This is a genomic window from Phytoactinopolyspora halotolerans (genome assembly GCF_010550675.1).
GTDB classification, from domain to species: domain Bacteria; phylum Actinomycetota; class Actinomycetes; order Jiangellales; family Jiangellaceae; genus Phytoactinopolyspora; species Phytoactinopolyspora halotolerans.
Map to the genome: position 1 here is coordinate 25078 of NZ_JAAGOA010000003.1, position 24830 is coordinate 49907.

The 24830-nt window shown below is 68.3% G+C and carries 27 protein-coding genes; 16 read left to right on the forward strand and 11 right to left on the reverse strand.

Features of this window, described 5'->3' with window-relative positions; genetic code table 11:
* The first annotated feature begins 49 nt into the window (after window positions 1-49).
* Genes G1H10_RS04725 through G1H10_RS04735 form a run of 3 tightly spaced genes read left to right on the forward strand, consistent with a single transcriptional unit; the run spans window position 50 to window position 1636 of the window.
* The gene (locus G1H10_RS04725; protein WP_174264079.1) at window positions 50-487 is read left to right on the forward strand and encodes a DUF4395 domain-containing protein; all 438 of its coding nucleotides are present in this window, start codon (window positions 50-52) and stop codon (window positions 485-487) included.
* Window positions 484-1332, forward strand: a complete 849-nt coding sequence (locus G1H10_RS04730) for a sulfurtransferase (protein ID WP_163733467.1) — start codon at window positions 484-486, stop codon at window positions 1330-1332. The genes G1H10_RS04725 and G1H10_RS04730 overlap by 4 nt, the downstream gene beginning before the upstream one ends.
* A 4-nt stretch (window positions 1333-1336) precedes the next feature.
* Window positions 1337-1636, forward strand: a complete 300-nt coding sequence (locus G1H10_RS04735) for a DUF1416 domain-containing protein (RefSeq protein WP_163733470.1) — start codon at window positions 1337-1339, stop codon at window positions 1634-1636.
* Between the two features lie 119 nt (window positions 1637-1755).
* Here the strand turns inward: G1H10_RS04735 and G1H10_RS04740 are convergent, their stop codons facing one another.
* On the reverse strand, window positions 1756-2397 hold the full coding sequence (locus G1H10_RS04740) for a TetR/AcrR family transcriptional regulator (protein ID WP_163733474.1): 642 nt from the start codon (window positions 2395-2397) through the stop codon (window positions 1756-1758).
* An 82-nt stretch (window positions 2398-2479) separates the two neighbouring features.
* Here G1H10_RS04740 and G1H10_RS04745 point away from each other — a divergent pair, with 82 nt between their 5' ends.
* The gene (locus G1H10_RS04745) at window positions 2480-3526 is read left to right on the forward strand and encodes an aldo/keto reductase (protein WP_163733477.1); all 1047 of its coding nucleotides are present in this window, start codon (window positions 2480-2482) and stop codon (window positions 3524-3526) included.
* Between the two features lie 2 nt (window positions 3527-3528).
* On the opposite strand, the gene G1H10_RS04750 is transcribed toward G1H10_RS04745, so the two are convergent.
* Window positions 3529-3891 (reverse strand): DsrE family protein, encoded by a 363-nt coding sequence (locus tag G1H10_RS04750; protein ID WP_163733479.1) that lies wholly within the window; start codon window positions 3889-3891, stop codon window positions 3529-3531.
* 230 nt (window positions 3892-4121) lie between these two features.
* On the opposite strand from G1H10_RS04750, the gene G1H10_RS04755 reads away from it, so the two are divergent.
* A complete protein-coding gene (locus tag G1H10_RS04755) occupies window positions 4122-4643 on the forward strand; it encodes a heme-binding beta-barrel domain-containing protein (protein WP_163733482.1) in 522 nt (173 codons plus the stop codon).
* Window positions 4644-4693: 50 nt separating this feature from the next.
* On the opposite strand, the gene G1H10_RS04760 is transcribed toward G1H10_RS04755, so the two are convergent.
* Entirely contained in the window at window positions 4694-6097 is a 1404-nt protein-coding gene (locus G1H10_RS04760; RefSeq protein WP_163733485.1) for an FAD-binding oxidoreductase, read from the reverse strand.
* Between the two features lie 173 nt (window positions 6098-6270).
* Here G1H10_RS04760 and ygfZ point away from each other — a divergent pair, with 173 nt between their 5' ends.
* On the forward strand, window positions 6271-7275 hold the full coding sequence (gene ygfZ, locus G1H10_RS04765; protein ID WP_163733488.1) for a CAF17-like 4Fe-4S cluster assembly/insertion protein YgfZ: 1005 nt from the start codon (window positions 6271-6273) through the stop codon (window positions 7273-7275).
* Here ygfZ and G1H10_RS04770 read toward each other — a convergent pair.
* Together G1H10_RS04770 and dtd are read right to left on the reverse strand one after the other, a co-directional pair.
* The gene (locus tag G1H10_RS04770) at window positions 7272-8120 is read right to left on the reverse strand and encodes an NAD-dependent epimerase/dehydratase family protein (protein WP_163733491.1); all 849 of its coding nucleotides are present in this window, start codon (window positions 8118-8120) and stop codon (window positions 7272-7274) included. The genes ygfZ and G1H10_RS04770 overlap by 4 nt on opposite strands.
* 18 nt (window positions 8121-8138) lie before the next feature.
* A complete protein-coding gene (gene dtd / locus G1H10_RS04775) occupies window positions 8139-8597 on the reverse strand; it encodes a D-aminoacyl-tRNA deacylase (RefSeq protein WP_163733494.1) in 459 nt (152 codons plus the stop codon).
* A 319-nt stretch (window positions 8598-8916) separates the two neighbouring features.
* Between dtd and G1H10_RS04780 the strand changes: the two genes are divergently transcribed.
* Both G1H10_RS04780 and G1H10_RS04785 read left to right on the forward strand, forming a co-directional pair.
* Window positions 8917-9672 (forward strand): SDR family NAD(P)-dependent oxidoreductase, encoded by a 756-nt coding sequence (locus G1H10_RS04780; RefSeq protein ID WP_163733497.1) that lies wholly within the window; start codon window positions 8917-8919, stop codon window positions 9670-9672.
* Window positions 9673-9778: 106 nt separating this feature from the next.
* Complete coding sequence (locus tag G1H10_RS04785; protein ID WP_163733500.1) at window positions 9779-10726, forward strand: asparaginase; 948 nt, start codon at window positions 9779-9781, stop codon at window positions 10724-10726.
* On the opposite strand, the gene G1H10_RS04790 is transcribed toward G1H10_RS04785, so the two are convergent.
* Complete coding sequence (locus G1H10_RS04790) at window positions 10710-11969, reverse strand: APC family permease (RefSeq protein WP_163733503.1); 1260 nt, start codon at window positions 11967-11969, stop codon at window positions 10710-10712. The genes G1H10_RS04785 and G1H10_RS04790 overlap by 17 nt on opposite strands.
* A 315-nt stretch (window positions 11970-12284) precedes the next feature.
* Here G1H10_RS04790 and G1H10_RS04795 point away from each other — a divergent pair, with 315 nt between their 5' ends.
* The 4 genes from G1H10_RS04795 to G1H10_RS04810 all read left to right on the forward strand — a co-directional run bounded on the left by G1H10_RS04795 (window position 12285) and on the right by G1H10_RS04810 (window position 16669).
* Complete coding sequence (locus tag G1H10_RS04795) at window positions 12285-12740, forward strand: helix-turn-helix domain-containing protein (protein WP_163733506.1); 456 nt, start codon at window positions 12285-12287, stop codon at window positions 12738-12740.
* A gap of 5 nt (window positions 12741-12745) precedes the next feature.
* Complete coding sequence (locus G1H10_RS04800) at window positions 12746-13339, forward strand: hypothetical protein (protein WP_163733509.1); 594 nt, start codon at window positions 12746-12748, stop codon at window positions 13337-13339.
* A 186-nt stretch (window positions 13340-13525) separates the two neighbouring features.
* Window positions 13526-13849, forward strand: a complete 324-nt coding sequence (locus G1H10_RS04805) for a DUF2516 family protein (protein ID WP_216852910.1) — start codon at window positions 13526-13528, stop codon at window positions 13847-13849.
* 261 nt (window positions 13850-14110) lie between these two features.
* Complete coding sequence (locus G1H10_RS04810; RefSeq protein WP_163733511.1) at window positions 14111-16669, forward strand: ATP-dependent Clp protease ATP-binding subunit; 2559 nt, start codon at window positions 14111-14113, stop codon at window positions 16667-16669.
* A 110-nt stretch (window positions 16670-16779) separates the two neighbouring features.
* On the opposite strand, the gene G1H10_RS04815 is transcribed toward G1H10_RS04810, so the two are convergent.
* On the reverse strand, window positions 16780-17166 hold the full coding sequence (locus G1H10_RS04815) for a hypothetical protein (RefSeq protein WP_163733513.1): 387 nt from the start codon (window positions 17164-17166) through the stop codon (window positions 16780-16782).
* Between the two features lie 131 nt (window positions 17167-17297).
* Complete coding sequence (locus tag G1H10_RS04820; protein WP_163733516.1) at window positions 17298-17711, reverse strand: hypothetical protein; 414 nt, start codon at window positions 17709-17711, stop codon at window positions 17298-17300.
* A gap of 249 nt (window positions 17712-17960) precedes the next feature.
* Between G1H10_RS04820 and G1H10_RS04825 the strand changes: the two genes are divergently transcribed.
* On the forward strand, window positions 17961-18701 hold the full coding sequence (locus G1H10_RS04825) for an HAD-IIA family hydrolase (protein WP_163734397.1): 741 nt from the start codon (window positions 17961-17963) through the stop codon (window positions 18699-18701).
* Between the two features lie 106 nt (window positions 18702-18807).
* Here the strand turns inward: G1H10_RS04825 and G1H10_RS04830 are convergent, their stop codons facing one another.
* The 3 genes from G1H10_RS04830 to G1H10_RS04840 form a co-directional block, all read right to left on the reverse strand.
* Window positions 18808-19293, reverse strand: a complete 486-nt coding sequence (locus tag G1H10_RS04830; protein ID WP_163733519.1) for a hypothetical protein — start codon at window positions 19291-19293, stop codon at window positions 18808-18810.
* Window positions 19294-19498: 205 nt separating this feature from the next.
* Window positions 19499-20035, reverse strand: coding sequence for a DUF2599 domain-containing protein (locus G1H10_RS04835; RefSeq protein ID WP_246219180.1), 537 nt, complete (start codon window positions 20033-20035; stop codon window positions 19499-19501).
* 64 nt (window positions 20036-20099) lie between these two features.
* The gene (locus tag G1H10_RS04840; RefSeq protein WP_163733523.1) at window positions 20100-20963 is read right to left on the reverse strand and encodes an HhH-GPD family protein; all 864 of its coding nucleotides are present in this window, start codon (window positions 20961-20963) and stop codon (window positions 20100-20102) included.
* 62 nt (window positions 20964-21025) lie between these two features.
* Here G1H10_RS04840 and G1H10_RS04845 point away from each other — a divergent pair, with 62 nt between their 5' ends.
* The 3 genes from G1H10_RS04845 (at window position 21026) to G1H10_RS04855 (ending at window position 24660) form a co-directional block, all read left to right on the forward strand.
* Window positions 21026-22048: a Gfo/Idh/MocA family protein gene (locus tag G1H10_RS04845; RefSeq protein ID WP_163733526.1), complete on the forward strand. Its 1023-nt coding sequence runs from the start codon at window positions 21026-21028 to the stop codon at window positions 22046-22048.
* Window positions 22045-23511 carry a type III PLP-dependent enzyme domain-containing protein gene (locus G1H10_RS04850; RefSeq protein ID WP_163733528.1) on the forward strand — a complete coding sequence of 489 codons (1467 nt, stop codon included), beginning with the start codon at window positions 22045-22047 and terminating at the stop codon, window positions 23509-23511. Before G1H10_RS04845 ends, G1H10_RS04850 begins: the two co-directional genes overlap by 4 nt.
* 132 nt (window positions 23512-23643) lie before the next feature.
* Window positions 23644-24660: a LacI family DNA-binding transcriptional regulator gene (locus G1H10_RS04855; protein ID WP_163733530.1), complete on the forward strand. Its 1017-nt coding sequence runs from the start codon at window positions 23644-23646 to the stop codon at window positions 24658-24660.
* The last annotated feature ends 170 nt before the right edge of the window (window positions 24661-24830 follow it).

Genomic DNA, 24830 nt, shown 5'->3' on the forward strand with positions numbered 1-24830 from the left:
CCCACGTGTGCGCCTTTGTACCACTCGTCCGTGTCAGGAGCTTCCCATCATGATCGACCCGCGAGGTCCCCGGTTCGCTGCGGCGGTCACCACCGTCGTGCTGGCGGCCGTTCTCATCACGGGCAGCGCCTGGCTACTGGCGTTGCAGGCCGCCGTCTTCGCACTCGCTGTACTCCGTGGCCCATCCAGGTCGCCGTACGGCTTGCTCTACATCCGGCTGATCCGGCCTCGTCTGAAGCCGCCGGCCGAGCTCGAGGACCCCAGACCACCCCGGTTCGCGCAAGCGGTCGGGTTGGGGTTCAGCATCGTCGGTCTCCTCGGTTACCTGTCCGGCGGGACCGTCATCGCGTATGTCGCAGTCGGCGCGGCGCTGGCTGCGGCGTTCCTCAACGCTGCATTCGGCTTCTGCCTCGGCTGCGAGGTCTATCTGATGTACCGCCGCATCGTTTCCGCCCGCTCCAACAGATCACCGGAGGTCACTCCATGAGCCGCGAATCCGCGCTCGTCTCGGCCGATTGGGTCGAACAGCATCTCGACGATCCCAAGGTCGTCCTGGTCGAGGTCGACGAGGACACCACCGCGTACGACAAGAACCACATCCGTGGCGCGGTCAAGGTCAACTGGAACGAGGATCTGAAGGATCCCGTCCGTCGCGACCTGGTCAACAAGGAGCAGTTCGAGGCGCTGCTCTCCCGCCTCGGCATCTCCAACGATGACACCGTCATCCTCTACGGCGGCAACAACAACTGGTTCGCCGCCTACGCCTACTGGCAGTTCAAGCTCTTCCAGCACCCCGACGTCCGGCTGCTCGACGGAGGCCGGAAGAAGTGGGAGCTGGACGCCCGCGAGCTGGTCGAGGAGGTGCCGGAGCGCACGCCCACCCAGTACCAGGCGCAGGAGGCGGACAACTCCATCCGTGCCTTCCGCGACGAGGTGGTCAACGCCATCGGCAGCAAGAACCTGGTCGACGTACGCTCGCCAGACGAGTATGCCGGCCGGCTGCTCGCCCCGGCGCACCTGCCGCAGGAGGTCTCGCAGGTTCCCGGCCACATCCCGACCGCGGCCAACATCCCGTGGAGCAAGGCGGCCAACGACGACGGCACCTTCCGCTCCGACGACGAGCTCCGCGAGCTCTACGGCGAGCAGGGTGTCGACCTGGACAAGGACACCATCGCGTACTGCCGGATCGGGGAGCGGTCCTCGCACACCTGGTTCGTGCTGCGGGAGATCCTGGGTGTGCAGAACGTGAAGAACTACGACGGTTCGTGGACCGAGTACGGCTCCCTGGTGGGCGTGCCGGTCGCCGTCGGCGACGAGCCCGGGGAGGCCTGAGCACATGTGCGGAGCGACTACCGGCGGCGTCTCGATCGAGGGCGTCGACCTGGCGAAGGAGACCGTGATCCAGGGCGTCGTCTCGCGCGACGACGCACCGCTGGCCGGCGCGTACGTCCGGCTGCTCGACTCCTCCGGTGAGTTCACCGCCGAGGTTCCGACCAGCACCACCGGGCAGTTCCGGTTCTTCGCCGCGCCCGGCACGTGGACCGTGCGCACGCTGGCACCCGGTGCGGAGACCGTCGATCGGTCGATCGTGGCTTCTCAGGGAGCCATCAACACGGTGGACGTCACCGTCGTCTGACCGATGCCGTGGACTCCGGCTGTCTGGAGCACGAGCGGCTATCGGAGCCCTACGACGCCCTCGCGACCTGTGTCGTGGTGGCGTCGTAGGGCTTCTCGCTATCCGCCGTCCGCCGTCCGCTATCCGCTGTCCGCGCGGCCGTACTCGTCCACCTGTGTAGTGAACACGCCCGCTCGTGCGGCGGCAACGGCGGCCTGAGCGGCGCGGTCCGCGTCCGCTTCGACCGGGGCCTGCCCGACGGTGAGGAGCCGGTAATAGAGCGGAGCGGAGACCGCGCGGATGACTTCCCTGCAGTCCGTGCCGGCCAGGAGTTCCCCGCGATCGACGGCTTGTTGTACGCAGGGTGCCCACTCGTCGATGCGCACCTCGTAGAAACGCCGCAGCGCCTCGGCGGTGCGCGTGTCGCACGTGGCCGCCGCGATGATCGCGGTGAACAGCCGACCCTGACGGGGGTCGCTGAGCGTGCGCTGCACAAGCCGCGCGTTGGCTTGCAGGTCGCCCTCGAGCGCTCCGGTCTCGGTGCGCGGCACGGATTGCTCCGCCATCTCCGCCAGGAGGTCGGCGACCAGATTCGGCACGCTTCCCCAGCGTCGATACACGGTGGTCTTGCCGACCCCGGCGCGCCGCGCGATGTCGGCGAGGTCGAGGCGATCGAAGCCCTGCTCCGCCAGGAGATCTCCGGCTGCTGTCAGGACGGCCGCCCGCACCCGGGCGGTGCGCCCGCCCGGTCGCACACGTCCCGGGTCGCCTTCCGCGCTCAAATGGGCCTCCAGTTCCGTTAAGGGCTCGGCAAACTGCTACAGTCCATCTTAACGGAACTACAGAGCCATTAAGGGAGTCCGCATGGAATACCGCAGGCTGGGCGAGTCGGGTCTACAGGTCCCGGTGCTGAGCTTCGGGGCCGGAACGTTCGGCGGTCGAGGGCCACTGTTCTCCGCGTGGGGGAACACCGATGCCGCGGAGGCACGCCGGCTGGTCGACGTGTGCCTGGATGCCGGGGTCACGATGTTCGACACGGCCGACGTCTATTCCGACGGCGCGTCGGAGACCGTGCTCGGTGCGGCGATCAAGGGCCGTCGGGATCAGGTGCTCGTCTCGACCAAGACCACCCTGCCGATGGGTGACGGCCCGGACGACGCGGGCTCATCGAGATCGCGATTGATCAGAGCGTGCGAGGACGCGCTGCGACGGCTCGACACCGACTACATCGACCTGTTCCAGCTGCATGCGTTCGACGCCGGTACGCCGGTCCAGGAGGTCCTGTCGACCCTCGACGATCTGGTCCGGGCCGGGAAGGTGCGTTATGTCGGCGTCTCCAACTTCGCGGGGTGGCAGCTGATGAAGTCACTCGCGGTCGCCGAGCGGCGCGGCTATCCGCGATACGCGGCGCACCAGGTCTACTATTCGCTGGTCGGCCGAGACTATGAGTGGGAGCTTATGCCGCTCGGTGCCGACCAGGGTGTCGGTGCCATCGTCTGGAGTCCGCTCGGCTGGGGCCGGCTGACCGGCAAGATCCGCCGTGGCCATCCGATTCCGGCCGGAAGCCGATTGCACGAGACGGCGGACTACGGGCCGCCGGTGGACGACGAGCATCTCTTCGACGTCGTCGATGTGCTGGAGCAGGTGGCAGCGGAGACCGGCAAGGCCATCCCGCAGGTCGCCATCAACTGGCTGCTGCAGCGTCCCACCGTCTCGTCGGTCATCATCGGCGCCCGGAACGAGGAGCAGCTCCGGCAGAACCTCGGGGCGACGGGCTGGTCACTCACGTCCGACCAAGTGGCCAGGCTCGACGCGGCGAGCACGCGGACGGCCCCCTACCCGTACTTCCCGTACTACCGGCAGGACGGCTTCGCGCGGGTCAACCCGCCGATGGGGCGGCGGGCCGCGTGATATCAGTACACCAGCGCCTGAACGCCGTCGCCGAGGATCTCCTCGACGAACGTCGCCGCTCCGGCGATGCGGACGCCGGGAAGGAGGTCGTCGGGGCCGATCTCGCGGCGGGCGGCACACTGCGTACACAACGTGACGCTGCCACCGGCAAGCAAGGCGTCCAGCAGGTCGGCCAGCGGGGCGGCGTGCGGCAACTCGAACTCCTCGGCCCGGCCGGGCAACGCGAACCACGCCGACTCTCCGGTCAGCCACAACGAGACTGACACGCCGTTGGCCAGCGCGGTCGATGCCACGGTGAACGCCTGCGAGCACCGTTCGGGTGCGTCCGCCCCGGCAGTGACCTTGACCACCAGTGTGTGTGCCATGCGACCAAGCGTACGGAGTCGACGGGGAGAACCGGCGGCGACCGGTGTGCCGCCCGCGGCAGCCGGGCCGCTACACTCGCGGTGTGCTGGAAATCGTCTTTACCTCGCTGATGGTGCTGGTTGCCGTCGGGTCGGGCCTGATGGCCCTGCTCGTCGTGCTGAAGCTCTTCAAGGGCCAGGCCTGACCATCCGTTGAAGAGCCGTATCGAAGGGGATAGAGGCCGTCTACCGTGATCGAGATCCCGAGCGACCTGCATCCCGACTGTGTCCAGCTGGCGTGGCTGCTGGGACGGTGGGAGGGCGCCGGACTCGGTGACTATCCCACCATCGAGGCCTTCCGGTTCGGGCAGGAAGTTCAGTTCGGCTACGTGCCGGGCAAGCCGTTCCTGTCGTACGAAAGCCGCAGCTGGATCCTGGACGACGACGGCAACCTCGTCCGCCCGGCCGCCCGCGAGACCGGGTACTGGCGCCCCCAGCCGGACGAGGAGGTCGAGGTGCTGCTGACGCACCCGACGGGGTTCGTCGAGGTGTATCTCGGCCGGATCGAGTCCGCGCGAGTCGAACTGGCCACCCGTGGCGTGCTGAAGACCGAGACCGCCAAGGACTATCGCAGCGGCCACCGTCTCTACGGCCTGGTCAACGGCAACCTCATGTATGTCTACGAGATGGCGGCCATGGGGCATGATCTGCAGCCGCACCTGTCCGCTGAGCTGAAGCGGGTGGCCGGCGCAGGAGAGGCCGCCGACCAGTAGGCACTAGTGCGTATCGTGCGTTCCGGTTGACCTGCTGGCTCGCTGCCGGGTCAGTCCGGCCGGATGTTCTGGTTGAGCCGGAAGAGATTGCCCGGATCGTAGGTCCGCTTGAGCGCCTTGAGCCGACGATACTTGGCGGAGCCGTAGGCCTGCTCGACCCTCGCCTCGCCCTCCTCCATCAGGAAGTTCACGTAGACACTGGTGTGATACGGCGCCAGCGCCGTCCAGAAGGCACGCGCCCATTCGCGCTCGGCCTCGAACCCCGCGGCGGTCTCGGCGTTGCCGTTGATGTTGAAGCTGTGGCCCGCGCCACGGCCGTTGAACGCGGTCTCGTCGTCGCCGACCCTGGCCACTGCGCCGCCGAGCTGCCACAGCGCCAGACTGGACACGCTTGAGCCGATGCGGCGCCCGAACTCCGCGGTGATCTCGATGACATCGTCGTTGAGCCCGGCGACGTCGCAGGACCTGACGTAGTACCAGCAGCCGGGCCGGAACGACGGATCGAACGTCGCCTGGTGGTCGACGTAGGGCTTCGGGACGCAGAGATCGAGAATCGGTGCGCCGAAGGCCTTCAACGGCGCGAGAGCGGCGGCGCCGTCGTCGACCGGGCCGGCATAACATGCGGCGATGCCGATCAGATGGCGTCCGACCCACTCGGGCGGAACCGCGGGGAGGTCCGGCGCACGCCGCAGGACCGCGATGGTCATCACCTCATCCGGGCACTCGGCTATCCAGTCCCGATAGAACCGAAGCACCCGAGTGGCCTGCTCGATCGGCCAGAACACCGGCCCGGCCATGACGTACGGACCGAGCGGGTTCAGCCGGAACTCGAACTCCGTCACGATGCCGAAGTTCCCACCGCCGCCCCGCACGCCCCAGAACAAGTCCGTGTTGACGTCGTCGCTCGCCGTCACCGACTCGCCGTCGGCCGTGACGACGTCGACCGAGAGCAACTGGTCGATGGTCAGCCCATACTTGCGCATGATCCAGCCGATCCCGCCACCCAACGTCAGCCCGGCCACACCGGTGTGCGTGACGATCCCCGCCGGTACGGCCAGCCCGAACGGCTGCGTCGCGCGATCGAGCTCGCCCAGGAGCGCCCCGGCCTGCACGCGGACGGTCCGGCGTTCCGGATCGACCCGGATGTCCTTCATCATGCCGAGATCGATGACGAGCCCGTCGTCGCAGACCGACAGGCCCGGAAAGCTATGCCCGCCGCCTCGCACGGCGGTGAGCAGCTGATGCTCCCGCGCGAACCGGACCGATTCGATGACGTCCGCGGCGCCGGCGCAACGAGCGATGAGTGCCGGGCGGCGATCGATGGATCCGTTCCAGACCCGGCGATGACGGTCGTAGCTCGGATCGGACGGCCTGACGAGCTCTCCACTCAGCAACGTGGAGAAGTGGCTGACCGATGTGTCGTCGGCCGGAAACGCGGTGGCGAGATCCCCCATGGTGCCCCCTCACAGATGGTGTTCAGCGTGATCCGCCCCGAGCATGAACGCAACGGCCGGGCGTCACGGGCAGGGCCGGCAGCCGTCCCTCAGCCCGAAAACCGCTGCACGTCGGCGGAATCGGACGGCCGGGATGGTCCGCACCACTGTGAGCGTTGACTACTGTCGTGTGTATGGATCCGACGTATCGCAGCCCTCTGCTCGACCTTCCCGGCGCGGTGGCGGCCCAGGAGCCGGACGCCGGTGTGGCCGCACACTACGGCGATCCGCTGCGCGAGCAGCGGCAACTCGTCTCCGGCACCGGCGCGATCGACCTGTCCCACCGGGACGTGGTGCGGGTCAGCGGGCCGGACCGGTTGACCTGGTTGCACCAGCTGACCACTCAGCATCTCGAGCGACTGCAGCCCGGAGAGGCGACCTCCGCCCTGATCCTGGACGTGAACGGCCGGGTCGAGCATGCCCTGTACGGGGTGGACGACGGCGAGGCGATCTGGTTCCACCTGGAACCGGGTGGCGCCGCACCGCTGGTCCAGTACCTCGACTCGATGCGGTTCTGGTCTCAGGTGGAGGTCGCCGACGCGACCGGGGAGGTCGCAGTCGTGTGGCTGCCCGGCGCGTCGTCGTACCCGGACGACGTGGGCGGTGCGTCAGTGGCGGTCCGGGTGACCGACCGGGGCAGGGACGTGTTCGTCCGGCGGGAGCGGCTGCGCGAGTTCGTCGCTGGTGCCGGTTCCCCGGCCGGCGTCTGGGCGCATGAGGCGCTGCGGATCGCAGCGCACGAGGCGCGGCAGGGACGCGACACGGACGAGCGCACCATTCCGCACGAGGTGGGGTGGATCGGTGCCGCGGTCCATCTGGACAAGGGCTGTTACCGCGGTCAAGAGACGGTGGCACGGGTACACACACTCGGCCGGCCGCCGCGCCGGCTCGTCATGCTGCATCTCGACGGCTCCGTCGACTACCTGCCCGAGCACGGGGAGGACGTGGTGGCGGACGGCCGTACCGTGGGGTTCGTCGGCTCGTCGGCCCGGCATTACGAACTGGGTCCGATCGCGCTGGCCGTGGTGAAGCGGAACGTTCCCACCGACGTCGCCCTGACCGCCGGCGGCGTGGCCGCGGCACAGGAGGTCGTCGTCGACCCTGAGATCGGGCTGCACGTCCGCCCGCAGCTGCGCTAGCGCTCCTCTCGCCAGCCGTACCGCGGTTCGTAACCGAGGACGCGGCGCGCCTTGTCGATGGCCAGCAAGGTGTCGTGCACGCCCACGTCGCGTCGGCGCGGCACATCCGGGAAGACGGCGTCGAGCAGCTTGTCGTTCGGGGCCTGCATCACGGTGTCGGCGTTGGCGATCACGAACACCTCGGCGCCGGTGATCTCCGATTCCAGCGCGAGCCGGATGGCCTGGGCGGCGTCGCGCGCGTCGATGTAGCCCCACAGGTTCCACTTGCGCAGCGCCGGGTCGTCTTGGAAGCCGGGGAAGCGTGCATAGTCATCGGGGAGCATGACATTGGACAACCGCAAGCCGATGATCTTCATCTCCGGTTCCCATCGGCAGAACTGCTCCGCCATCTGCTCACCGAGGAGCTTCGACAGCGAGTAGGCGCTCTCCGGACGGCCCGGATACTCCTCGTCCACCGGCACATACGGCGGCGGCACGTCGAACGGCAGGCCGAGCACGGTCTCGCTGGACGCCCAGACGACGTTCCGGATCCCGAGCCGGCGGGCCGCCTCGAACACGTTGTACGTGCTGACCGTGTTGGTGGCGAATGTGACGTGGTTGGGGGCCAGTCCCGGTGCCGGTATGGCGGCAAGGTGGACGACGCCGGTGACGTCGCTGGTCCGCTCGTCGATTCCGGCTAAGGCGGCCATGGTCTGTCCGAAATCGGTCACGTCGGCCACGGTGTGCGGCACGTCGAGATCGGTGGGCTTGGCGACGTCGACCGAGACGACGTCGTATCCGTGCTCCATCAGGTCGGCCATGCAGGCGCGCCCCGCCTTGCCGCTACCGCCGGTTACGACGATCATGCTCGCCTCCGTTGCCGATCAGGCGTCCAGGATAAGGGTGACGGGGCCGTCGTTGACCAGGCTGACCTCCATCTGCGCGCCGAACACTCCGGTCTCGACGTGCGCTCCGAGCGTGCGCAGCGCGGTGGCGAACGATTCCACCAGCGGCTCGGAGATCGACCCGGGCGCGGCCGCGCTCCAGGAGGGACGTCTGCCCTTCCTGGTGTCCGCATACAGGGTGAACTGGCTGACCACGAGCAGCGGCGCGGACACGTCCGACGCCGACCGTTCGCCGTCCAGGATGCGCAGCTCCCACACCTTCCGGGCCAGTTTGGCCGCCGTCGAATCGTCGTCGTCATGGGTGACGCCGAGCAGCACCAGCAGCCCTTGACCGGTGCCGCCGGACCCATCGGCCGCTCCGCCTGGGTCGATCGCCCCGACGGTCTCCCCGTCGACGCGGACGGCGGCGGACGTCACTCGCTGAACCACTGCACGCACACCCCAAATCCTGCCAGCCCCCACCGCCCCACCACCCCCACCCGCCCTAAATGATCATGTGAAGTGGGTTTTCTCGTGCCCTACCATGCCTGCAGACCTCTTACGGCACGAGAAGTCCTGGTGACGCACGACGCACGGACGCCTGCCCGACGCACGGACGCGGGGCCGGACGCACGGATGCGGGGCCGGACGCACGAATGCCGGTCCGGGCATGCGGAGGCGGACCGGAGACGCGGACGCCGTCCGGAGAGGTCCGGACGCGAACGCGATGGCGGATAACCGCCAGCCCTAGGCGGCATCCGCGGGCAGCATCGAAGGCATGGACAACGTTCTCACGAGCAGGCTAGAAGGCAAGGTCGCATTCGTGACGGGTGGCAGCCGAGGGATCGGTGCCGCCACGGTGCGGCGGCTGGCGTCCGAAGGCGCCGACGTCGCGTTCACCTACCTCCGCAACGACGGCAAGGCGGCGGAGGTGGTGGAAGCGGTCAAGGCATACGGCCGCCGGGGCATGGCGTATCGCATCGACAACGCCAACGCCGCCGCGGTGGTGGACACCGTGAACGGGGTGGCGGACACGTTCGGAAGGCTGGACATCCTGGTCAACAACGCCTCGCTGTTTCCGACCGGGTCCATGGTCGACACCGGCCTCGACGATTTCGACCACACCATCGCGGTCAACGTGCGGGCGCCGTTCGCCGCTAGTGCCGCTGCCGCCAGGAGGATGACCGACGGCGGCCGGATCATCACCATCGGCAGCAATGTGGCCGAGCGAGCCCCGGTACCGGGCCTGGGTCTGTACACGCTCAGCAAGACGTCGCTGATCGGCATGGTCAAGGGGCTCGCACGCGAGCTCGGGCCGCGTGGGATCACCGTCAACGTGGTGCACCCCGGGCCCACGGACACCGACCTGAACCCGGCCGACGGCCCGAACGCGGCGTCGTTCGCCGAGCACACCGCACTCGGACGCTACGCCGACCCGGCCGAGGTCGCGGCCACGGTGGCCCACCTGGCGAGCGCGGACGCGGCCTACATCACCGGTGCGTCGATCCTGGCGGATGGCGGCTTCAGTATCTGATCGCCCGGAACGCCGGCAGCGACGATGCGCATGCCCAGGCGGCATCGACGGCGCGTCTGCCTGGGCGACTGCGCCACGGACGGCGGCTCGTGCGACGATCGCCACCATGTCGACACAGACGGTGGTGGTCGCCGAGGTCGTCCGGTCCGGTCTGATCGAATCGAGGCATCACGGTTCGGTCGTCGCGCTCGACGCGGACGGCTCGGTCGCCTTCGCGGCGGGCGTCACCGACAAGCCGATGTACCCGCGTTCGGCGAACAAGCCCGCCCAGGCGGCGGCGATGGTGCGGATGGGGCTGGAGGTCGACGACGAGTCGCTCGCCTTGGCCGCTGCGAGCCATTCCGGGGAGGACTTCCACCTCAAGGGCGTGCGTCGCATCCTCGCCGACGCCGGACTGGACGCGTCGATGTTGCAGAACACGCCGGACTGGCCGCTCGACGAGCAGAGCCGGCACGCGTCCATCCGACGCGGCGACGAACCGTCGTCGCTCGCCGCGAACTGCTCGGGCAAGCACGCCGCCATGCTGGCCACCTGCATGGTGAACGGCTGGCCCACGGACGGCTACCTGGCCCCGGACCACCCGCTGCAGGTGCGGATCGCCGCGACCGTGGGCGAACTCGCGGGCGAACGCATCGCGCACACGGGCGTGGACGGGTGCGGGGCACCCCTGTTCGCGCTGACCCTCACCGGGCTCGCCCGGATGTTCCGGTCGATGGCGGTGGCCGTGCCGGGTACGGCCGAGCGGCGCGTCGTCGGTGCGATTCAGCGGTACCCGGAGCATGTCAGCGGCACCCGGCGCGACGAGGCCACGCTGATCAGGGCTGTGCCGGGGTTGTTCGGCAAGGGCGGCGCAGAAGCCGTGTACGCGGTCGCCCTCGATGACGGACGTGCGGTCGCGGTGAAGATCGACGACGGCGGAGGTCGCGCGCGTCCCGTCGTGATGGCGGCGGTGCTGCGAGTGCTAGGAGTGAGCGCGCCCGGGCTGGACGAGCTGGCGACGGCACCCGTCCTCGGCGGCGGTGCGCCGGTGGGGCAGATCAGGTCCTGCCTGTGACCGGGCGGAACCGGACGACGACGGCACGGAGCAGCAGCAACGCCGCGAGCGTCCCGGCGCCCAGTACCACCATGCGAGCCGGCAGCGAGAGCGCCAAGCCGACGCATAGCACCAGGCCGAGGCCTGCGAGCCAGCGTGGCCAGCGGCGTTGCTCCGGAGCCAGCCGGAGCGCGGAGAGATTCGCCACCGCGTAGTACACGAGCACGGCGAACGAGCTGATCGACAGGGTCTGGACCAGATCACCGGACAGGACGGCGACCGCGGTGATCACTCCGGCGCCGAGTTCGGCCAGGTGCGGCACTCTCCGGGTGGGATGGACGGCGGCGAATGCTCGGGGCAGGTCACGTTCGGCGGCCATCGCGAACGACGTGCGTCCGACGCCGGCGAGCAGGGACAGCAACGCGCCCAAGGCGGCGACGCCCGCGCCCACGGTGACAACCGGGATCAGCCAGTCCGCTCCCGCGTTCTCCACCAGGGTGTGCAACGGCTGGTCGGTGGCGGCGGCTCCCTCGGGGCCGAGTACGGCCAGCACGGTGGCCCCGACGACGAGGTAGACGCCGAACACGATGAGCAGCCCGATCGTGACGGCGCGGGGGATCGTGGTGGGCTCCCGGACCTCCTCCCCGAGCGTGGCGATCCGGGCGTAGCCGGCGAAGGCGTAGAACAGGACGGCCGCTGAGCCGAGCACTCCGAGCGGACCGACGTCGTCGATGGCAACGGTGGCCGCCGGGTCGTTGCCGGCGCCGGCCAGGCCGGTGACCACGGTGACCAGCAGGACGCCGGCTACTCCGGCCAGGATGATCCGGGCGGCGCGTGCGGTTTTCTGCACCCCGGCGAGATTGACACCGGTGATCAGTGCGACGGCGGCGAGCGCGACCGGTGTGGCGTGCTCGGGCCAGAGGTAGGTGCCGACGGCGAGCGCCGCCGTGGCGCATGACGCGGTCTTGCCGACGACGAACGCGTAACCGGCGAGCGCACCCCAGTGCGGACCGAGCCGCTCCCGTCCGTAGTGGTAGGCGCCGCCCGCCTTCGGGTGGACGGCGGCCAGCTGGGCTGTCGACGTCGCGTTGCAGAACGCGACGAGGGCGGCGAGGGCCAGCCCCAGTAGCAGCCACGAGCCGGCCTGTTCCGCGGCCGGTTGCCACACCACGAACACGCCGGTGCCGATCATGGCTCCGACGCCGATGACGACGGCATCGCCGGTGCCCAGCCGGCGCGACAGCCGAGATTGAGGTTGGCTCACGGCGCCATCATGCCCCGCCCAGGTGAACATCGGCACGAGCGGCACGCGCGGTCACGAGCGGCCACGAGCGGCACGTGTTCTCGTTGCCCCATCTCGCGCTCGGGGATACCGCCGCCGCGGGCATGGTGCGGTGAGTGCGCGTCGGCATGCGCTTGCCTCGGCGATCCGGCGGTCACTCAGCGCACCATGGACGACGACTCGGCGCACCATGCTGGCAATCCGTGCGCAGGCGGACCCGGGGCGAGAGGCGTGATCGGGTTCGGAAATAGTGCGCTTGTTTGCAAAACGCTTGCAATTGTTAGCTATAGTGGAGGTATGGCGAAGACGAACATCGGAGAGTTTCTCCGGGAGCAGCGGCGCACAGCCCAGCTCTCGCTGCGGCAGCTCGCCGACATGGCCGGCGTGAGCAACCCTTACCTCAGCCAGATCGAGCGGGGACTGCGCAAACCCTCGGCTGATGTTCTCCAGCAGATCGCCAAGGCGCTGCGGATCTCCTCTGAGGCGCTGTACGTCCGCGCCGGCCTGCTGGACGAGCCGGCGGGGGGTCACAGTGTCAGCGATGCCATCCTGGCCGACCCCTCGCTGAGTGAGCAGCAGAAACGGGCGCTGCTCGAGGTGTACATGTCATTCCGGGCTGCCAACGGCGGCGGCGCGGCCGGTGCCGACGGCAACGGCATGGCTGCCGGAGCGGCTGATGACGAATCCCTCGAGGACGGCACCGTGACCGATGACGCGGGCGAAAGCCCGACAACCAACGACGACGAGAGGTGAGGACCATGTCCCCCGACTCCACCCTTGAATCCAAGCCGGTCCGTGCCCTGGCCGGCGCCGCGGACGCAGCGGTCTCCGGCATCCGCGACCTGTCAGTGCGCGTCGCCGACGCGGTATCGGATGAGCAGTTCAGAGCAGATGTGCGGCGGCGGTTCGAGGAGCTGACGGGACGGGTGTCGTCCGCCGTCAGCGATGAGAACGTCCGTGCGGACGTCCGGCAGCGCGTCGCCGGGCTTCCAGCGGAGGCCCGTACGTGGGGCGAAGATCTGCCTGCATTCTTCAAGCAGCTGCCGGAGAAGGCCGCAGGCCTGTCCGACCGTGCGCGCGAGGCGTTCACCTGGGAGCGCCGGCATGAGCTGATGACGCAGATTCCGGCCCGCGTGCGTGAGGTCGCTGACCAGGCTACTCAGCAGGCGTCGCGGACCTATGACGACTTCGCTGGGCGAGGCGCGGGTGTCGTGACGCGGCTGAAGGATGAGTACGAGCACACCCTCGGTGACCGGGTCGTGGCCATCCGCGGCCGCGTGGCCGACGCCGCCGACGACGTGGCGGACGCCGCGGATAAGGTCGCCGACGACCTGAAGGAGCATCAGCAGTAGGGACGACCTGCCGAGTGCCCTGGCCCTGGCCCCGCGCAAGGATCGATCTTCGCGCGGGTCCAGGGCCTCGTGCGGTCTCCGTCTGCAGGGTGGTCCGTACGGATCTGACGGGGGCGGTGTCCGTCGCTGTACCAGGCGCCGGACGGCGTTCTCATTCGCGTTCCCCGACCGCGTAGAGTGGGTGCTGTGTTCGGCGACTTCCAGGCGCTGTTGATGCTCGGATTGGCGATCGCCGCGTTGGCCATGAAGGCGTACGCGGTGTTCGACGCCATCCGGGTACCGACTGATGCCTTCCCTGCGGCGGGCAAGCTGACCAAGCCGATCTGGCTGGGCATTCTCGCGGTAGCGCTCATTATCGAGCTCGCGGTCTTCCCCAGTCCTCTGTTCTTCGGTAACTTGCTCGGCACGGTCGGGGCCGCGGTATACCTCGTGGACGTGCGGCCGGCTGTACGCGCCATGGGCGGCGGCCGGCGGGGGTCCTCGAACGATGGTCCGTACGGCTCGTGGTAGTGGCGGATCGTCACGCAGAATGACCTGATGCTTCGCCAGCAGCGAACGTGGGCATGTGAAGGGCTCTGGAGTGGAACATCGGGGACCATGCGTGGTGTTCTTGAAGCACCAGACCAGCAGACTGGTACAAGAGTTGGAAGACCACCGCCTGCTCACTCTTAGTGAACAACTGAAGGTATGGCGGGTAGACGGAGATAACATCGAGGGGTCAGCTGGGGGCAAGCCCTCCACAGCCGGCCACTCGGCAAGGGAGCGCCACTGATGTTCGAGAGGTTCACAGACCGCGCAAGGCGCGTCGTCGTCCTGGCTCAAGAAGAGGCCAGGATGCTCAACCACAACTACATCGGCACCGAGCACATCCTCCTCGGGCTCATCCACGAGGGCGAGGGTGTCGCGGCCAAGGCGCTCGAGAGTTTAGGCATCTCGCTTGAAGCCGTGCGCCAGCAGGTCGAGGAGATCATCGGCCAGGGCCAGCAGGCACCGAGCGGGCACATCCCGTTCACTCCGCGCGCCAAGAAGGTGCTGGAGCTCAGCCTGCGTGAGGCCCTGCAGCTTGGCCACAGCTACATCGGTACCGAGCACATCCTGCTCGGACTGATCCGCGAGGGCGAGGGCGTGGCCGCGCAGGTGCTTGTGAAGCTCGGAGCCGACCTGAACCGGGTCCGGCAGCAGGTGATCCAGCTGCTCTCCGGTTACCAGGGAGGCAAGGAAGCCGCCACCGCAGGTGCCGGCCCGCAGGGTGAGGCGCCGTCGAGTTCGCTCGTGCTCGACCAGTTCGGACGTAACCTGACCCAGGCCGCCCGCGAGGGCAAGCTCGACCCGGTCATCGGGCGCGAGAAGGAGATCGAGCGGGTCATGCAGGTGCTGTCCCGCCGCACCAAGAACAACCCGGTGCTGATCGGCGAGCCCGGCGTCGGGAAGACGGCGGTCGTCGAAGGACTGGCGCAGGCCATCGTCAAGGGTGAGGTGCCCGAGACGCTGAAGGACCGGCACGTCTACACGCTGGACCTCGGCGCTCTGGTCGCCGGTTCCCGCTACCGCGGTGACTTCGAGGAACGGCTGAAGAAGGTCCTCAAGGAGATCCGCACGCGTGGTGACATCGTCCTGTTCATCGACGAGATTCATACGCTCGTCGGTGCGGGTGCTGCCGAGGGCGCGATCGACGCCGCGAGCATCCTGAAGCCGATGCTGGCCCGGGGCGAGCTGCAGACGATCGGCGCGACCACGCTGGACGAGTACCGCAAGTACGTCGAGAAGGACGCCGCGCTGGAGCGGCGGTTCCAGCCGATCCAGGTGCAGGAGCCGACGCTTGCCCATACCATCGAGATCCTGAAGGGTCTCCGGGACCGCTACGAGGCTCACCACCGGGTCTCGGTCACCGACGGTGCGTTGGTGGCCGCTGCGCAGCTGGCCGACCGGTACATCTCGGACCGCTACCTGCCGGACAAGGCGATCGACCTGATCGACGAGGCCGGTGCCAGGCTGCGGATCCGCCGGATGACGGCGCCGCCGGACCTGCGCGAGTTCGATGACCGGATCGCCGACGTCCGCCGCGAGAAGGAGGCCGCGATCGATTCGCAGGACTTCGAGAAGGCGGCGTCGCTGCGGGACAAGGAGAAGCAGCTCATCTCGCAGAAGATCGAGCGCGAGAAGCAGTGGAAGGCCGGCGACCTCGACGTGGTCGCCGAGGTCGACGACGAGCTGATCGCTGAGGTGCTGGCGTTCGCCACCGGCATCCCGGTCTTCAAGCTGACCGAGGAGGAGACCTCCCGGCTGCTGCACATGGAAGACGAGCTGCACAAGCGGATCATCGGCCAGGAGGACGCCATCGGGGCGTTGTCCAAGTCGATCCGTCGTACCCGCGCCGGTCTGAAGGACCCGAAGCGTCCCGGAGGTTCGTTCATCTTCGCCGGTCCGTCCGGTGTCGGTAAGACCGAGCTGTCCAAGACGCTGGCGGAGTTCCTCTTCGGTGACGAGGAGGCGCTGATCCAGCTGGACATGTCCGAGTACTCGGAGAAGCACACGGTCTCCCGGCTGTTCGGTTCGCCTCCTGGCTACGTCGGCTACGAGGAAGGCGGTCAGCTGACCGAGAAGGTCCGCCGTCGCCCGTTCTCGGTGGTGCTCTTCGACGAGGTCGAGAAGGCGCACCCGGAGATCTTCAACTCGTTGCTGCAGGTGCTGGAGGATGGGCGCCTGACCGATGCCCAGGGTCGAGTGGTGGACTTCAAGAACACCATCATCATCATGACCACGAACCTCGGTACGCGGGACATCGCCAAGGGCGTCAACCTTGGCTTCTCGGCAGCGAATGACGAGGAGGCCGGCTACGACCGGATGAAGGCCAAGGTGACGGAGGAGCTCAAGCAGCACTTCCGGCCCGAGTTCCTGAACCGTGTGGACGACATCATCGTCTTCCACCAGCTCACGCCGGAGGAGATCATCCGGATCGTCGACCTGATGATGACCGGCGTGGACGAGCGGCTGCGGGACAAGGACATGGGGCTGGAGCTCACTCAGGGCGCCAAGGAGCTGCTCGCGAAGCACGGGTTCGATCCGGTGCTGGGTGCTCGGCCGCTGCGCCGCACCATCCAGCGCGAGATCGAGGACACACTGTCGGAGAAGATCCTCTTCGGCGAGCTGCGCTCCGGACAGATCGTCGTCGTCGATGTCGAAGGTGAGGGCCGCGAGGCCAAGTTCACCTTCACCGGCACGGAGAAGTCCGAGCTTCCCGACCTCGCACCGGTGGAAGCCGGTGCGGCGGCGCCGGGCTCCGCCACCGCCGGGGAGTCCTCGCCGGCAAGCGGCGAGCAGACGAGCTGACGGGTTCACTCTCAACGGTCACTGACTCGGGCCCTCGCCATCCGATCGGATGACGAGGGCCCGAGACGTTCCGGGACTCCGCCGTGCGGCGGCATGGGCCCGATGGACGCTTAAGCGTCTTCCTGAAGGTCGATGTCGCACTCCTCGAGCACGTGTGTTTCGACGCTCTCAGTCGCTGGGTCCATCTGCTCCGACAGTTCCGTCAGTTCGTCCTGGTCCATTTCCGCCATCCCTTCGGGATCGGCGAACGCCTCCATACCGTCGACCAGCGTCTGCCAGTCCTCTTGGACATCGCTCGGCGCGGCGTCGGCGATCTCCTGGAACCTGTCGAGTGCCTCCTGCATGTCGTCGCCTTCCGGCGCATCCGTTCCGCTGTAATCGTCGCGGACACCGCTGATGAGGTCGCAGTAGTCGCCGTCGTCTCCGCCGCATGCGACGAGAGGCAGCGCCAGCGCAGCAGCTCCGGCAACGGCAGTGAATCGCTTCACAATGGTCATGTTCGTCCTTTGCTTCAATCGTTGTGTTGGTCGACCGCAGAGCACCCTACCTGAGGCCTTCAACTGGATTCGGGGGGTCCGGGCGGCCGCCACGGCGCATGTTCCGGTATGCGCTCATGCGCCAGGTTGATCTATTCGCCGAGAGTGATGTCACACTCGGCCTGGACGTGTTCCTCGACGCTCGTACTGGCCGGCTCGGCGTCCGCGCGGAGCTGCACGAGCTCCTCGTCGTTCTCGACCTCCGCCCACGCCTCCGGATCACTGGAGTCGATCTCGGAGTACGCTTCGACCCAGTCGGCGAGCGTCTGCCATTCCGGGGCGATGTCCCCCGGTGCGGCGTCGGCGATGTTTCGGAACGTTCCCACCGCGCCTTCGATCTGTTCTGGGCTCGCGTTGTCCGAGCTGGCGAAGCTGTCCTGCATCTCCTGCACGAGCTCGCAGTAGTCGCCGGTGCTGGCGTTGTCACTGTCATCGCCACAGGCGACCAACGGCAACGCGAGAGTCGCGGTGCCGACGAGCGCGGCGAACCGCGTCATTGTGGTCATTCTCATCCCTTGTCAACGTCGTGCGTGTTAGTGGCCACGGGTGGCCGCAGAGAACCATATATGAGATCGCGGGTGGCGCACCCGGTGTTTCTGACCATGAGACGGAATCTTGTGTGGATCGGGGTGGCCCTCCGTCGTCGTTCAGGAGCGACGTGACCCAGTGTTCACAGCGGCGTTCGGTCTGGCTGCACGACAGCCCGTAAGGTTGACACAGTGAGCGACCACGAGATTGAGTGCTGGCTGACCGACATGGACGGGGTTCTCGTCCACGAGGAGCAGGCGATCCCCGGTGCTTCGGAATTCCTGCAGCGGTTGATCGAGCGCGAGCGGCGATTCCTGGTGCTGACGAACAACTCCATCTTCACCCCGCGCGATCTGGCCGCGCGGCTGGCCGCGACCGGGCTGGAGATCCCGGAGGAGTCGATATGGACGTCGGCTCTGGCCACGGCTCAGTTCCTCGCCGACCAGCAGCCGCGGGGCAGCGCCTACGTCATCGGTGAGGCCGGCCTGACGACGGCGTTGCACGAGATCGGATACGTCATGACCGACGCCAAGCCGGACTACGTCGTGCTCGGGGAGACCCGCACGTACTCGTTCGAGGCGATCACGAAGGCGATCCGGCTGATCAATGGGGGCGCCCGGTTCATCTGCACCAACCCGGACGCCACCGGGCCGTCGCAGGAGGGTCCGCTGCCCGCCACCGGTGCGGTGGCGGCGCTGATCAGCCGGGCGACCAAGCTGGACCCCTACTACGTCGGCAAGCCGAACCCGATGATGTTCCGCAGCGCGCTGAACCGTATCGAGGCGCATTCGGAGACGACCGCCATGGTCGGCGACCGGATGGACACCGACATCGTGGCCGGGATGGAAGCCGGCTTGACCACGTGGCTGGTGCTCACCGGCTCCACCCGGCGGGAGGAGATCGAGCGGTACCCGTACCGGCCCAACCACGTCGTCGATTCCGTCGCCGACCTGATCGACCACGTCTAGCCAAATGATCATGTGAAGTAGGTTTTCTCCAGCACTACCATGCCTGTAGACCTGTTACGGCACGAGAAAACCCACTTCACATGATCATTTAGGTCCCGCCCGGGGTTTAGTTGTCGGTGGGTGGGGTCTGAGTGTCGTCCTCGGGGGCGACGTCGTCGCCGGACTCGGTTCCGCCGGAGAAGTCGATGCCGCATTCGTCCTGCACGTTGGTGGAGATCTCGTTGAAGGCGCTTTCGCTGGTCTCCATCAGCTCGGCGAACTCCCCGTCGCCTTCGAGCTCCTGCAGCGTCTCCGGATCGCTCCAGTCGATCTCCGCGTACTGTTCCATCGCATCCGCGACGTTCGTCCACTGATCCTGGACCTCGCTCGGTGCGGCGTCCCCGATCTCGCGGTAACGGTCGGCGAGATCTTGCAGGACATCGGGATCGGCGGCCGACTCGGCGGAGGCGTCTTCGTACTCTTCCTGGGCATCCTCGATCAGGCCGCAGTAGTCGCCACCATCGGCACTGTCGCTGTCGTCTCCGCAGGCGACGAGCGGAAGTGCGAGAAGGACGGAGCTGGTCAGCGCGGCACGGCGGATCGGTGGAGTCATGGCTTTCCTTGTCACATCGTCAGCAGTAACAGTTTCACCCGCACGTTACCTGAAGTCAGATCTCTAGTTCGGGCCGGTTCGCGGTGATCGACGACGCGGGCCGACGACGGTGCTGACCGCACGGCGACGACACCGACCACACGACGACGACGCGGCTGACGGTCGGCGGCGGGGTGGCGGCGGGGAGGGATCCCGGGGGACTTGATCAGTCAGGATTGCAGGAGGCCAGCACGGTGCCGAGGTATCCGACGTCGGGACGGTAGAGCTCGAGATTCCAACTCGGCTTGTCCGGTTCGGCGATCCGGGCGAACTCGACATGACAGCGGAACTGATCTCGCATGTGCGGGTAGTCGGCGCCCGGTTCCATCCGGACGACCTCGTCCCAGGCTTCCGGCCACTGCGCGGCCGGTGCTTCGTAGCGGCCGTGGTCGGTCGGGTAGACAGCCAGCCGCTCTCCGGCCGGGTCCGGGATCCAGCTCACCCGTTCGATGTAGGTGCCGGCCGCGGCATCGGCGGTCTGGCCGGACTCGATGTCACTCGATTCGATGTCATCGGAATCGATCGAGCCGGCGAGGCGAGCCTCCGCGGAGACGACGCGAGCGCCGATGCGGTGCACAGGGCTGGTGTCCGGCCGCGCAGCCGGCCCCTGGTTCGCATCCGCGACGCCGGCGTGGAGACCGGAGAGCATCAGCGTCAGCAGGCATACACCACCCGCAATGGTGCGTCGCGGCGTGCGCTGCATGCGTGCCTCCCTCACCACGAGTGTGTCGCCGGTACGTCTAATCACAGCATGCCGTAGCGCCGGTTCACGCCGGACCACTGGGCAGCCGGTAGTAGCCCTGCGCCAGCGGCTCGACGAGCCCGTCGGCGACGAGTCCGTCCAAGGCGCGTTCGCGTTGCACGCCGTCGGCCCACACGGCGTCCAGCCGCTCCTTTCCGACCGGTCCGTCGGCGTCGCGCAGGACAGCCATCAACCGACCGCGCACCTGCCGGTCGGTGCCGGCCCAGGCCTGGCCGCGTCGCGGTGGCCCATCGTGCTCCGGAGAACCGGCCAGCCGCCATGCACATGTCTCGGTGAGCGGGCAGTCCCGGCAGCGCGGCGCGCGGGCTGTGCACACCAGGGCGCCCAGTTCCATGATGGCCACCGACCAGGTCGGCGCGTCGTCGTATGGCAACAGCTCCTCGGCGAGCCGACGCTCGGCGGCGGTGGTGGCGTTCGGTGGGTATCGCCGCCCGCTGACGGCGCGAGCCAGGACGCGACGGACGTTGGTGTCCAGCACCGGATGCCGGTGGCCGAACGCGAACGACGCCACCGCCGCCGCGGTGTAATCGCCGATGCCCGGCAGCTCGATCAGCTCCTCGTACGACGACGGGACCCGCCCGTCGTGCTCGTCGACGATGGCCCGAGCAGCACCGTGCAGGCGCAAGGCACGACGTGGATAGCCGAGCCGGCCCCAGGCACGGATCGCCTCGCCCGGCTCCTCCTTCGCCAGATCGGCCGGTTCCGGCCAGCGGCGCACCCACGCGTGCCAGACCGGCTCGACCCGGGCTACCGGGGTCTGCTGCAGCATGATCTCGCTGACGAGCACGCCCCACGGCGTCCGATCCTCGGCACGCCACGGCAGGTCGCGGGCGTGCGTCGTATACCAGGGAATCAGGGCATCAAGCATGGTTCGTCGATGATGGCACATGGTCCGGCGGCGTCGGAGGAGCGCACAGCTAGGGTTATCGGATGGGCGAACGGGAGTTGCGGATCGGGATCGTCGGCGCCGGTGGCATTGTCCGGGAGCGTCACGTGCCGGGGTTCGGTGCGTTATCCGGTGTGCGGCTGGACGCGCTGGTCAACCGTACTCCGGAGTCGAGCCGACGGGCGGCCGCCGAGTTCGGTGTGCCGCGCGTCCACGCGAACTGGCGTGACCTGGTGACCGATCCCGACCTTGACGCCGTCCTCGTCGGAACCTGGCCGTATCTGCACGCGCCGGTCACGCTTGCGGCGCTCGACGCGGGCAAGCACGTGCTCCTTCAGGCTCGCCTGGCGATGGACGCGGAGGAGGGCAGGGCCATCCGGGCGGCTGCTCTCGCTCATCCCGAGCTGGTCACCATGGTGGTGCCGGCGCCCTTCACGCTCTGGGCCGACGCGGCCATCCAGGAGCTCCTCGCTGACGGCGCGATCGGCGAGCTGCGCCTGGTACGTGCGTTCTGGGGCGGTGGCGACGGGGCGATGCGCACCTACCCGGGCTGGCGCCGGCAGCGCCGCTACAGCGGGAACAACGTGATGGAACTCGGGATCGTCTACGAAATGCTGGCGCGCTGGGTCGGCCATGCAGCCTGGGTGCAGGCGAGTGAGCAGACCTTCTCCGCGCGCAGCGAGCTCGGACCGGCGGACGTGCCCGATCTGGTGTCGGTGCACGCAGGCCTGCCGGGCGGAGCGCTGCTCAGCCTGGACATGAGTCCGCATGCGCGGTTCGCGGGGTCCAACGCCGTGCATCTGTTCGGCAGCGACGGCACGCTGGTGGTAGACATCGGCGGGCAGCGTCTCGTGCTGCGCCGGGAGGGTGACACGGGCCCGGTGGAGGAAGACGTCACCCCGGAACCGGATCGGCGTGGCGGCTGGCGCGTCGAAGAGGAATTCCTCGGAGCGGTCCGCGGGACCGAGCAGGTACGGCTCACCGATGTCGACACGGCGGTGCGCTACATGGAGTTCACCGATGCGGCGCGCAGATCGGCCGCCGAGGGGAGACGAGTCACAGTATGACGATGAACGGTGACGACGAGTGGCTGATCGACTGGCGGTGCAAGAGCTTCCCGCCGTTGGCGGAGGGCACGCCCGCGTCGCAGATCGGCGAGGCGAAGTGGGATCTCTTGACCGACTTCACCACTCCGGTGGCGGCCCTCCAGGAGAGCGCGCTGGCGCACAATCTTGACCGCATGCGGAGCTACTGCGCGGAGCATGGCGTCCGGATCGCTCCGCATGGCAAGACCACGATGTCGCCGGAATTGATCCGCCGCCAGCTGGAGCATGGTGCGTGGGCGATGACGGCGGCGACGGCATGGCAGGCGCGCGCGATGCTGACCTTCGGTGTGCCGCGGGTGATCATCGCCAATGAATGCATCGATCCCGTGGGTCTGCAATGGATCGTGCACTACATGTGGGTCAACCGCGACGCCGAGGTCTACGTCTTTGTGGACTCGATCGATGCCGTTGAGGCGATGCGGACGGCGATCCAGGAGAGCGTTGCGCGAGCGCGACGGCCGCGCAACCTGTCGTCCGCAACACCGTCGGAGCTGGCGACGAGCGCTACGGACGGTGCGCGTTCCATGCTGGACCGGATCTCAGCACCGTCGGGCGATCCTGCGTCCGGAGGTTTTCCCGGCTTCCCGGGTTTTCCGCCGGTGGCGCGGCCGATTCCGGTGCTGGTGGAGGTCGGCGTCGTCGGCGGACGGGCTGGGGTGCGGGATGTCAGCACGGCTGTCGCCGTGGGGAGGGCCGTCGCACACGCGCCGGAGCTGGAGCTGGCGGGCGTCGGATGCTTCGAGGGCGTCCTCGGTGGCCGCCGGGTTCCCGAGGTGGTCGAGCCGGTCCGTGAGTTTCTCCGGACGACGCGACGCGTCGGCGAAGAGCTGATGGACGCCGACGCGTTCCGGGCGGAGCGGCCGGTCATCCTGACCGCGGGCGGCAGCGCGTTCTTCGACCAGGTGGTGGACGTCTTCACCGCTGATCGCGAGCAGTACCGGCGGCCGGTGGAGGTGGTGATCCGTTCCGGCTGTTATGTCACGCACGATCACTCGACGTATCGCGAGGCGTCACCCTTCCGGTCCGCCGGCGAGAGCGATTTCGTCCCGGCGATGCAGGTGTGGTCCCGGGTGTTGTCGACGCCCGAACCCGGACTGGCGATCATCGACGCCGGTAAGCGAGACATCTCCACGGACGCGCGGATGCCGCTGGTGCTCGGGCGGTGGCGAGACGGGGTGTACCAGCCCTTCGGTGACGGCACCGGCGACGACGACGCGGGTGGCGCGGCGTCGGTGATCGTCGACCGTTTCAACGATCAGCACGGCTACGTGCAGATGACCGGGGCGGGCACGCCTCCGCTGCGCGTGGGCGATCTGGTGGCTCTGGGCATCTCTCACCCCTGCACCACCTTCGACAAGTGGCGCGTCATACCGGTTGTGGATGACGAACGACACGTGGTCGGTGCGGTGCGAACCTTCTTCTGACGGGCCGCTCCGTGCTGGTCGCGCCGTCTCGGACGTGCGCTGCCGGGCCGCATCGCGTAATCTGCTGGTGAGGCATCGCGGCAGAGGGATTGGATCGGTCTAGTGGCGGGTTCCGGTGGGCGGTCGCGTCGAGTGACGCTCGCCGACGTCGCCGCGCATGCCGGGGTGTCGAGGGCGACGGCCTCACTTGTCCTGCGAGAGAGCCCGCTGGTGGCCGAGCAGACCAGGCAACGGGTTCTGGCCTCGGTCGAGGCGCTCGGTTACGTGTACAACCGGGGTGCGGCCAGCCTGCGTATGCGCAGGACCAACACGATCGGCCTGGTCATCTCGGGGCTGGCGAACCCGTTCTTCGCCGACCTGACCGAAGGCGTGGAGGAGGAACTGCGCCCGGCCGGCTACGTCGTCCTGCTGGCGAACACGTTCGACGATCCGGCGCACCAGGACATGCTGATCCGCTCGATGATGGAGCACCAGATCGACGGGCTGCTGATCGTCGCGGCGGTGGACAGCGACGCCGGATTCGTGACCCCGCTGCGGAACAATGGCGTTCCTCACGTGATGACGACCCGGCGCATCCGGGGTGTGCACGCCAGCTACGTCGGCCCCGATGACGATGCGGGTGCTCGGCTGGCCACGCAGCATCTGCTCGACCACGGTGCCCGGGAACTGGCCTATTTCGGGGGCCCGGAACACGGCGTGGCGCGGATCGATCGCGTCGCGGCGATGGCGGCGCTGCTGGCGGAGAACGGGCTCGAGCCGGAGCCGAGCTGGACCGTACCATCCAGGGTCAGCAGCTCGGAGGGGTACGCGATGGCGCGGAAGCTGCTTGAGCACGGCCCGCCCCCGGAGGCCGTCATCTGTCACAGCGATGCCATCGCGTTCGGGCTCATGCGGGCGCTGCGCGACGTCGGCGTGGAGATCGGTACCGGCTGCCGCGTGATCGGCTACGACGACGTCGAGCACGCTCAGGCCTGGTCACCGTCGCTGACTTCGGTGTCTGTGGCCGCGCGGACTATGGGCCGGCGGGCTGCACGGATGCTGATGGAGCGGATCGAGGCGCCCGGCAGTTCACCCGAAGAGTCCCTGGTGTTGCGCCCATCGCTCGTCGTCCGCGAGTCGTGTGGGTGCCGGCCGTCGTCTGCTCATTGATGCGGCTCCCGCAGGGCCGCTGCCGGGGTTGAGAGCACCGGCCGATCGTGCCGGGGTGACGGCCTGCATCCCGTAAACATGCGATCCCGTCGCGCACCGGATTGCGGGGCTGGGGGTTTGCGCCCGGCCGTGTGTCGATCACGGTGCCGTCCTTGACAGTCCTGCTTCGG

What these genes read in the sequence shown, in the direction of transcription:
- G1H10_RS04850 (WP_163733528.1), top strand. Translation starts at nt 22,045, where the DNA reads ATGACGATGAACGGTGACGACGAGTGGCTGATCGACTGGCGGTGCAAG.
- G1H10_RS04835 (WP_246219180.1), bottom strand. Translation starts at nt 20,035, where the DNA reads ATGCAGCGCACGCCGCGACGCACCATTGCGGGTGGTGTATGCCTGCTG.
- G1H10_RS04735 (WP_163733470.1), top strand. Translation starts at nt 1,337, where the DNA reads ATGTGCGGAGCGACTACCGGCGGCGTCTCGATCGAGGGCGTCGACCTG.
- G1H10_RS04815 (WP_163733513.1), bottom strand. Translation starts at nt 17,166, where the DNA reads ATGACCATTGTGAAGCGATTCACTGCCGTTGCCGGAGCTGCTGCGCTG.
- G1H10_RS04770 (WP_163733491.1), bottom strand. Translation starts at nt 8,120, where the DNA reads ATGATCGTCGTAACCGGCGGTAGCGGCAAGGCGGGGCGCGCCTGCATG.
- G1H10_RS04785 (WP_163733500.1), top strand. Translation starts at nt 9,779, where the DNA reads ATGTCGACACAGACGGTGGTGGTCGCCGAGGTCGTCCGGTCCGGTCTG.
- G1H10_RS04730 (WP_163733467.1), top strand. Translation starts at nt 484, where the DNA reads ATGAGCCGCGAATCCGCGCTCGTCTCGGCCGATTGGGTCGAACAGCAT.
- G1H10_RS04845 (WP_163733526.1), top strand. Translation starts at nt 21,026, where the DNA reads ATGGGCGAACGGGAGTTGCGGATCGGGATCGTCGGCGCCGGTGGCATT.
- ygfZ (WP_163733488.1), top strand. Translation starts at nt 6,271, where the DNA reads ATGGATCCGACGTATCGCAGCCCTCTGCTCGACCTTCCCGGCGCGGTG.
- G1H10_RS04840 (WP_163733523.1), bottom strand. Translation starts at nt 20,963, where the DNA reads ATGCTTGATGCCCTGATTCCCTGGTATACGACGCACGCCCGCGACCTG.
- G1H10_RS04795 (WP_163733506.1), top strand. Translation starts at nt 12,285, where the DNA reads ATGGCGAAGACGAACATCGGAGAGTTTCTCCGGGAGCAGCGGCGCACA.
- G1H10_RS04820 (WP_163733516.1), bottom strand. Translation starts at nt 17,711, where the DNA reads ATGACCACAATGACGCGGTTCGCCGCGCTCGTCGGCACCGCGACTCTC.
- G1H10_RS04750 (WP_163733479.1), bottom strand. Translation starts at nt 3,891, where the DNA reads ATGGCACACACACTGGTGGTCAAGGTCACTGCCGGGGCGGACGCACCC.
- G1H10_RS04810 (WP_163733511.1), top strand. Translation starts at nt 14,111, where the DNA reads ATGTTCGAGAGGTTCACAGACCGCGCAAGGCGCGTCGTCGTCCTGGCT.
- G1H10_RS04760 (WP_163733485.1), bottom strand. Translation starts at nt 6,097, where the DNA reads ATGGGGGATCTCGCCACCGCGTTTCCGGCCGACGACACATCGGTCAGC.
- G1H10_RS04800 (WP_163733509.1), top strand. Translation starts at nt 12,746, where the DNA reads ATGTCCCCCGACTCCACCCTTGAATCCAAGCCGGTCCGTGCCCTGGCC.
- G1H10_RS04725 (WP_174264079.1), top strand. Translation starts at nt 50, where the DNA reads ATGATCGACCCGCGAGGTCCCCGGTTCGCTGCGGCGGTCACCACCGTC.
- G1H10_RS04825 (WP_163734397.1), top strand. Translation starts at nt 17,961, where the DNA reads ATGGACGGGGTTCTCGTCCACGAGGAGCAGGCGATCCCCGGTGCTTCG.
- G1H10_RS04780 (WP_163733497.1), top strand. Translation starts at nt 8,917, where the DNA reads ATGGACAACGTTCTCACGAGCAGGCTAGAAGGCAAGGTCGCATTCGTG.
- G1H10_RS04830 (WP_163733519.1), bottom strand. Translation starts at nt 19,293, where the DNA reads ATGACTCCACCGATCCGCCGTGCCGCGCTGACCAGCTCCGTCCTTCTC.
- G1H10_RS04745 (WP_163733477.1), top strand. Translation starts at nt 2,480, where the DNA reads ATGGAATACCGCAGGCTGGGCGAGTCGGGTCTACAGGTCCCGGTGCTG.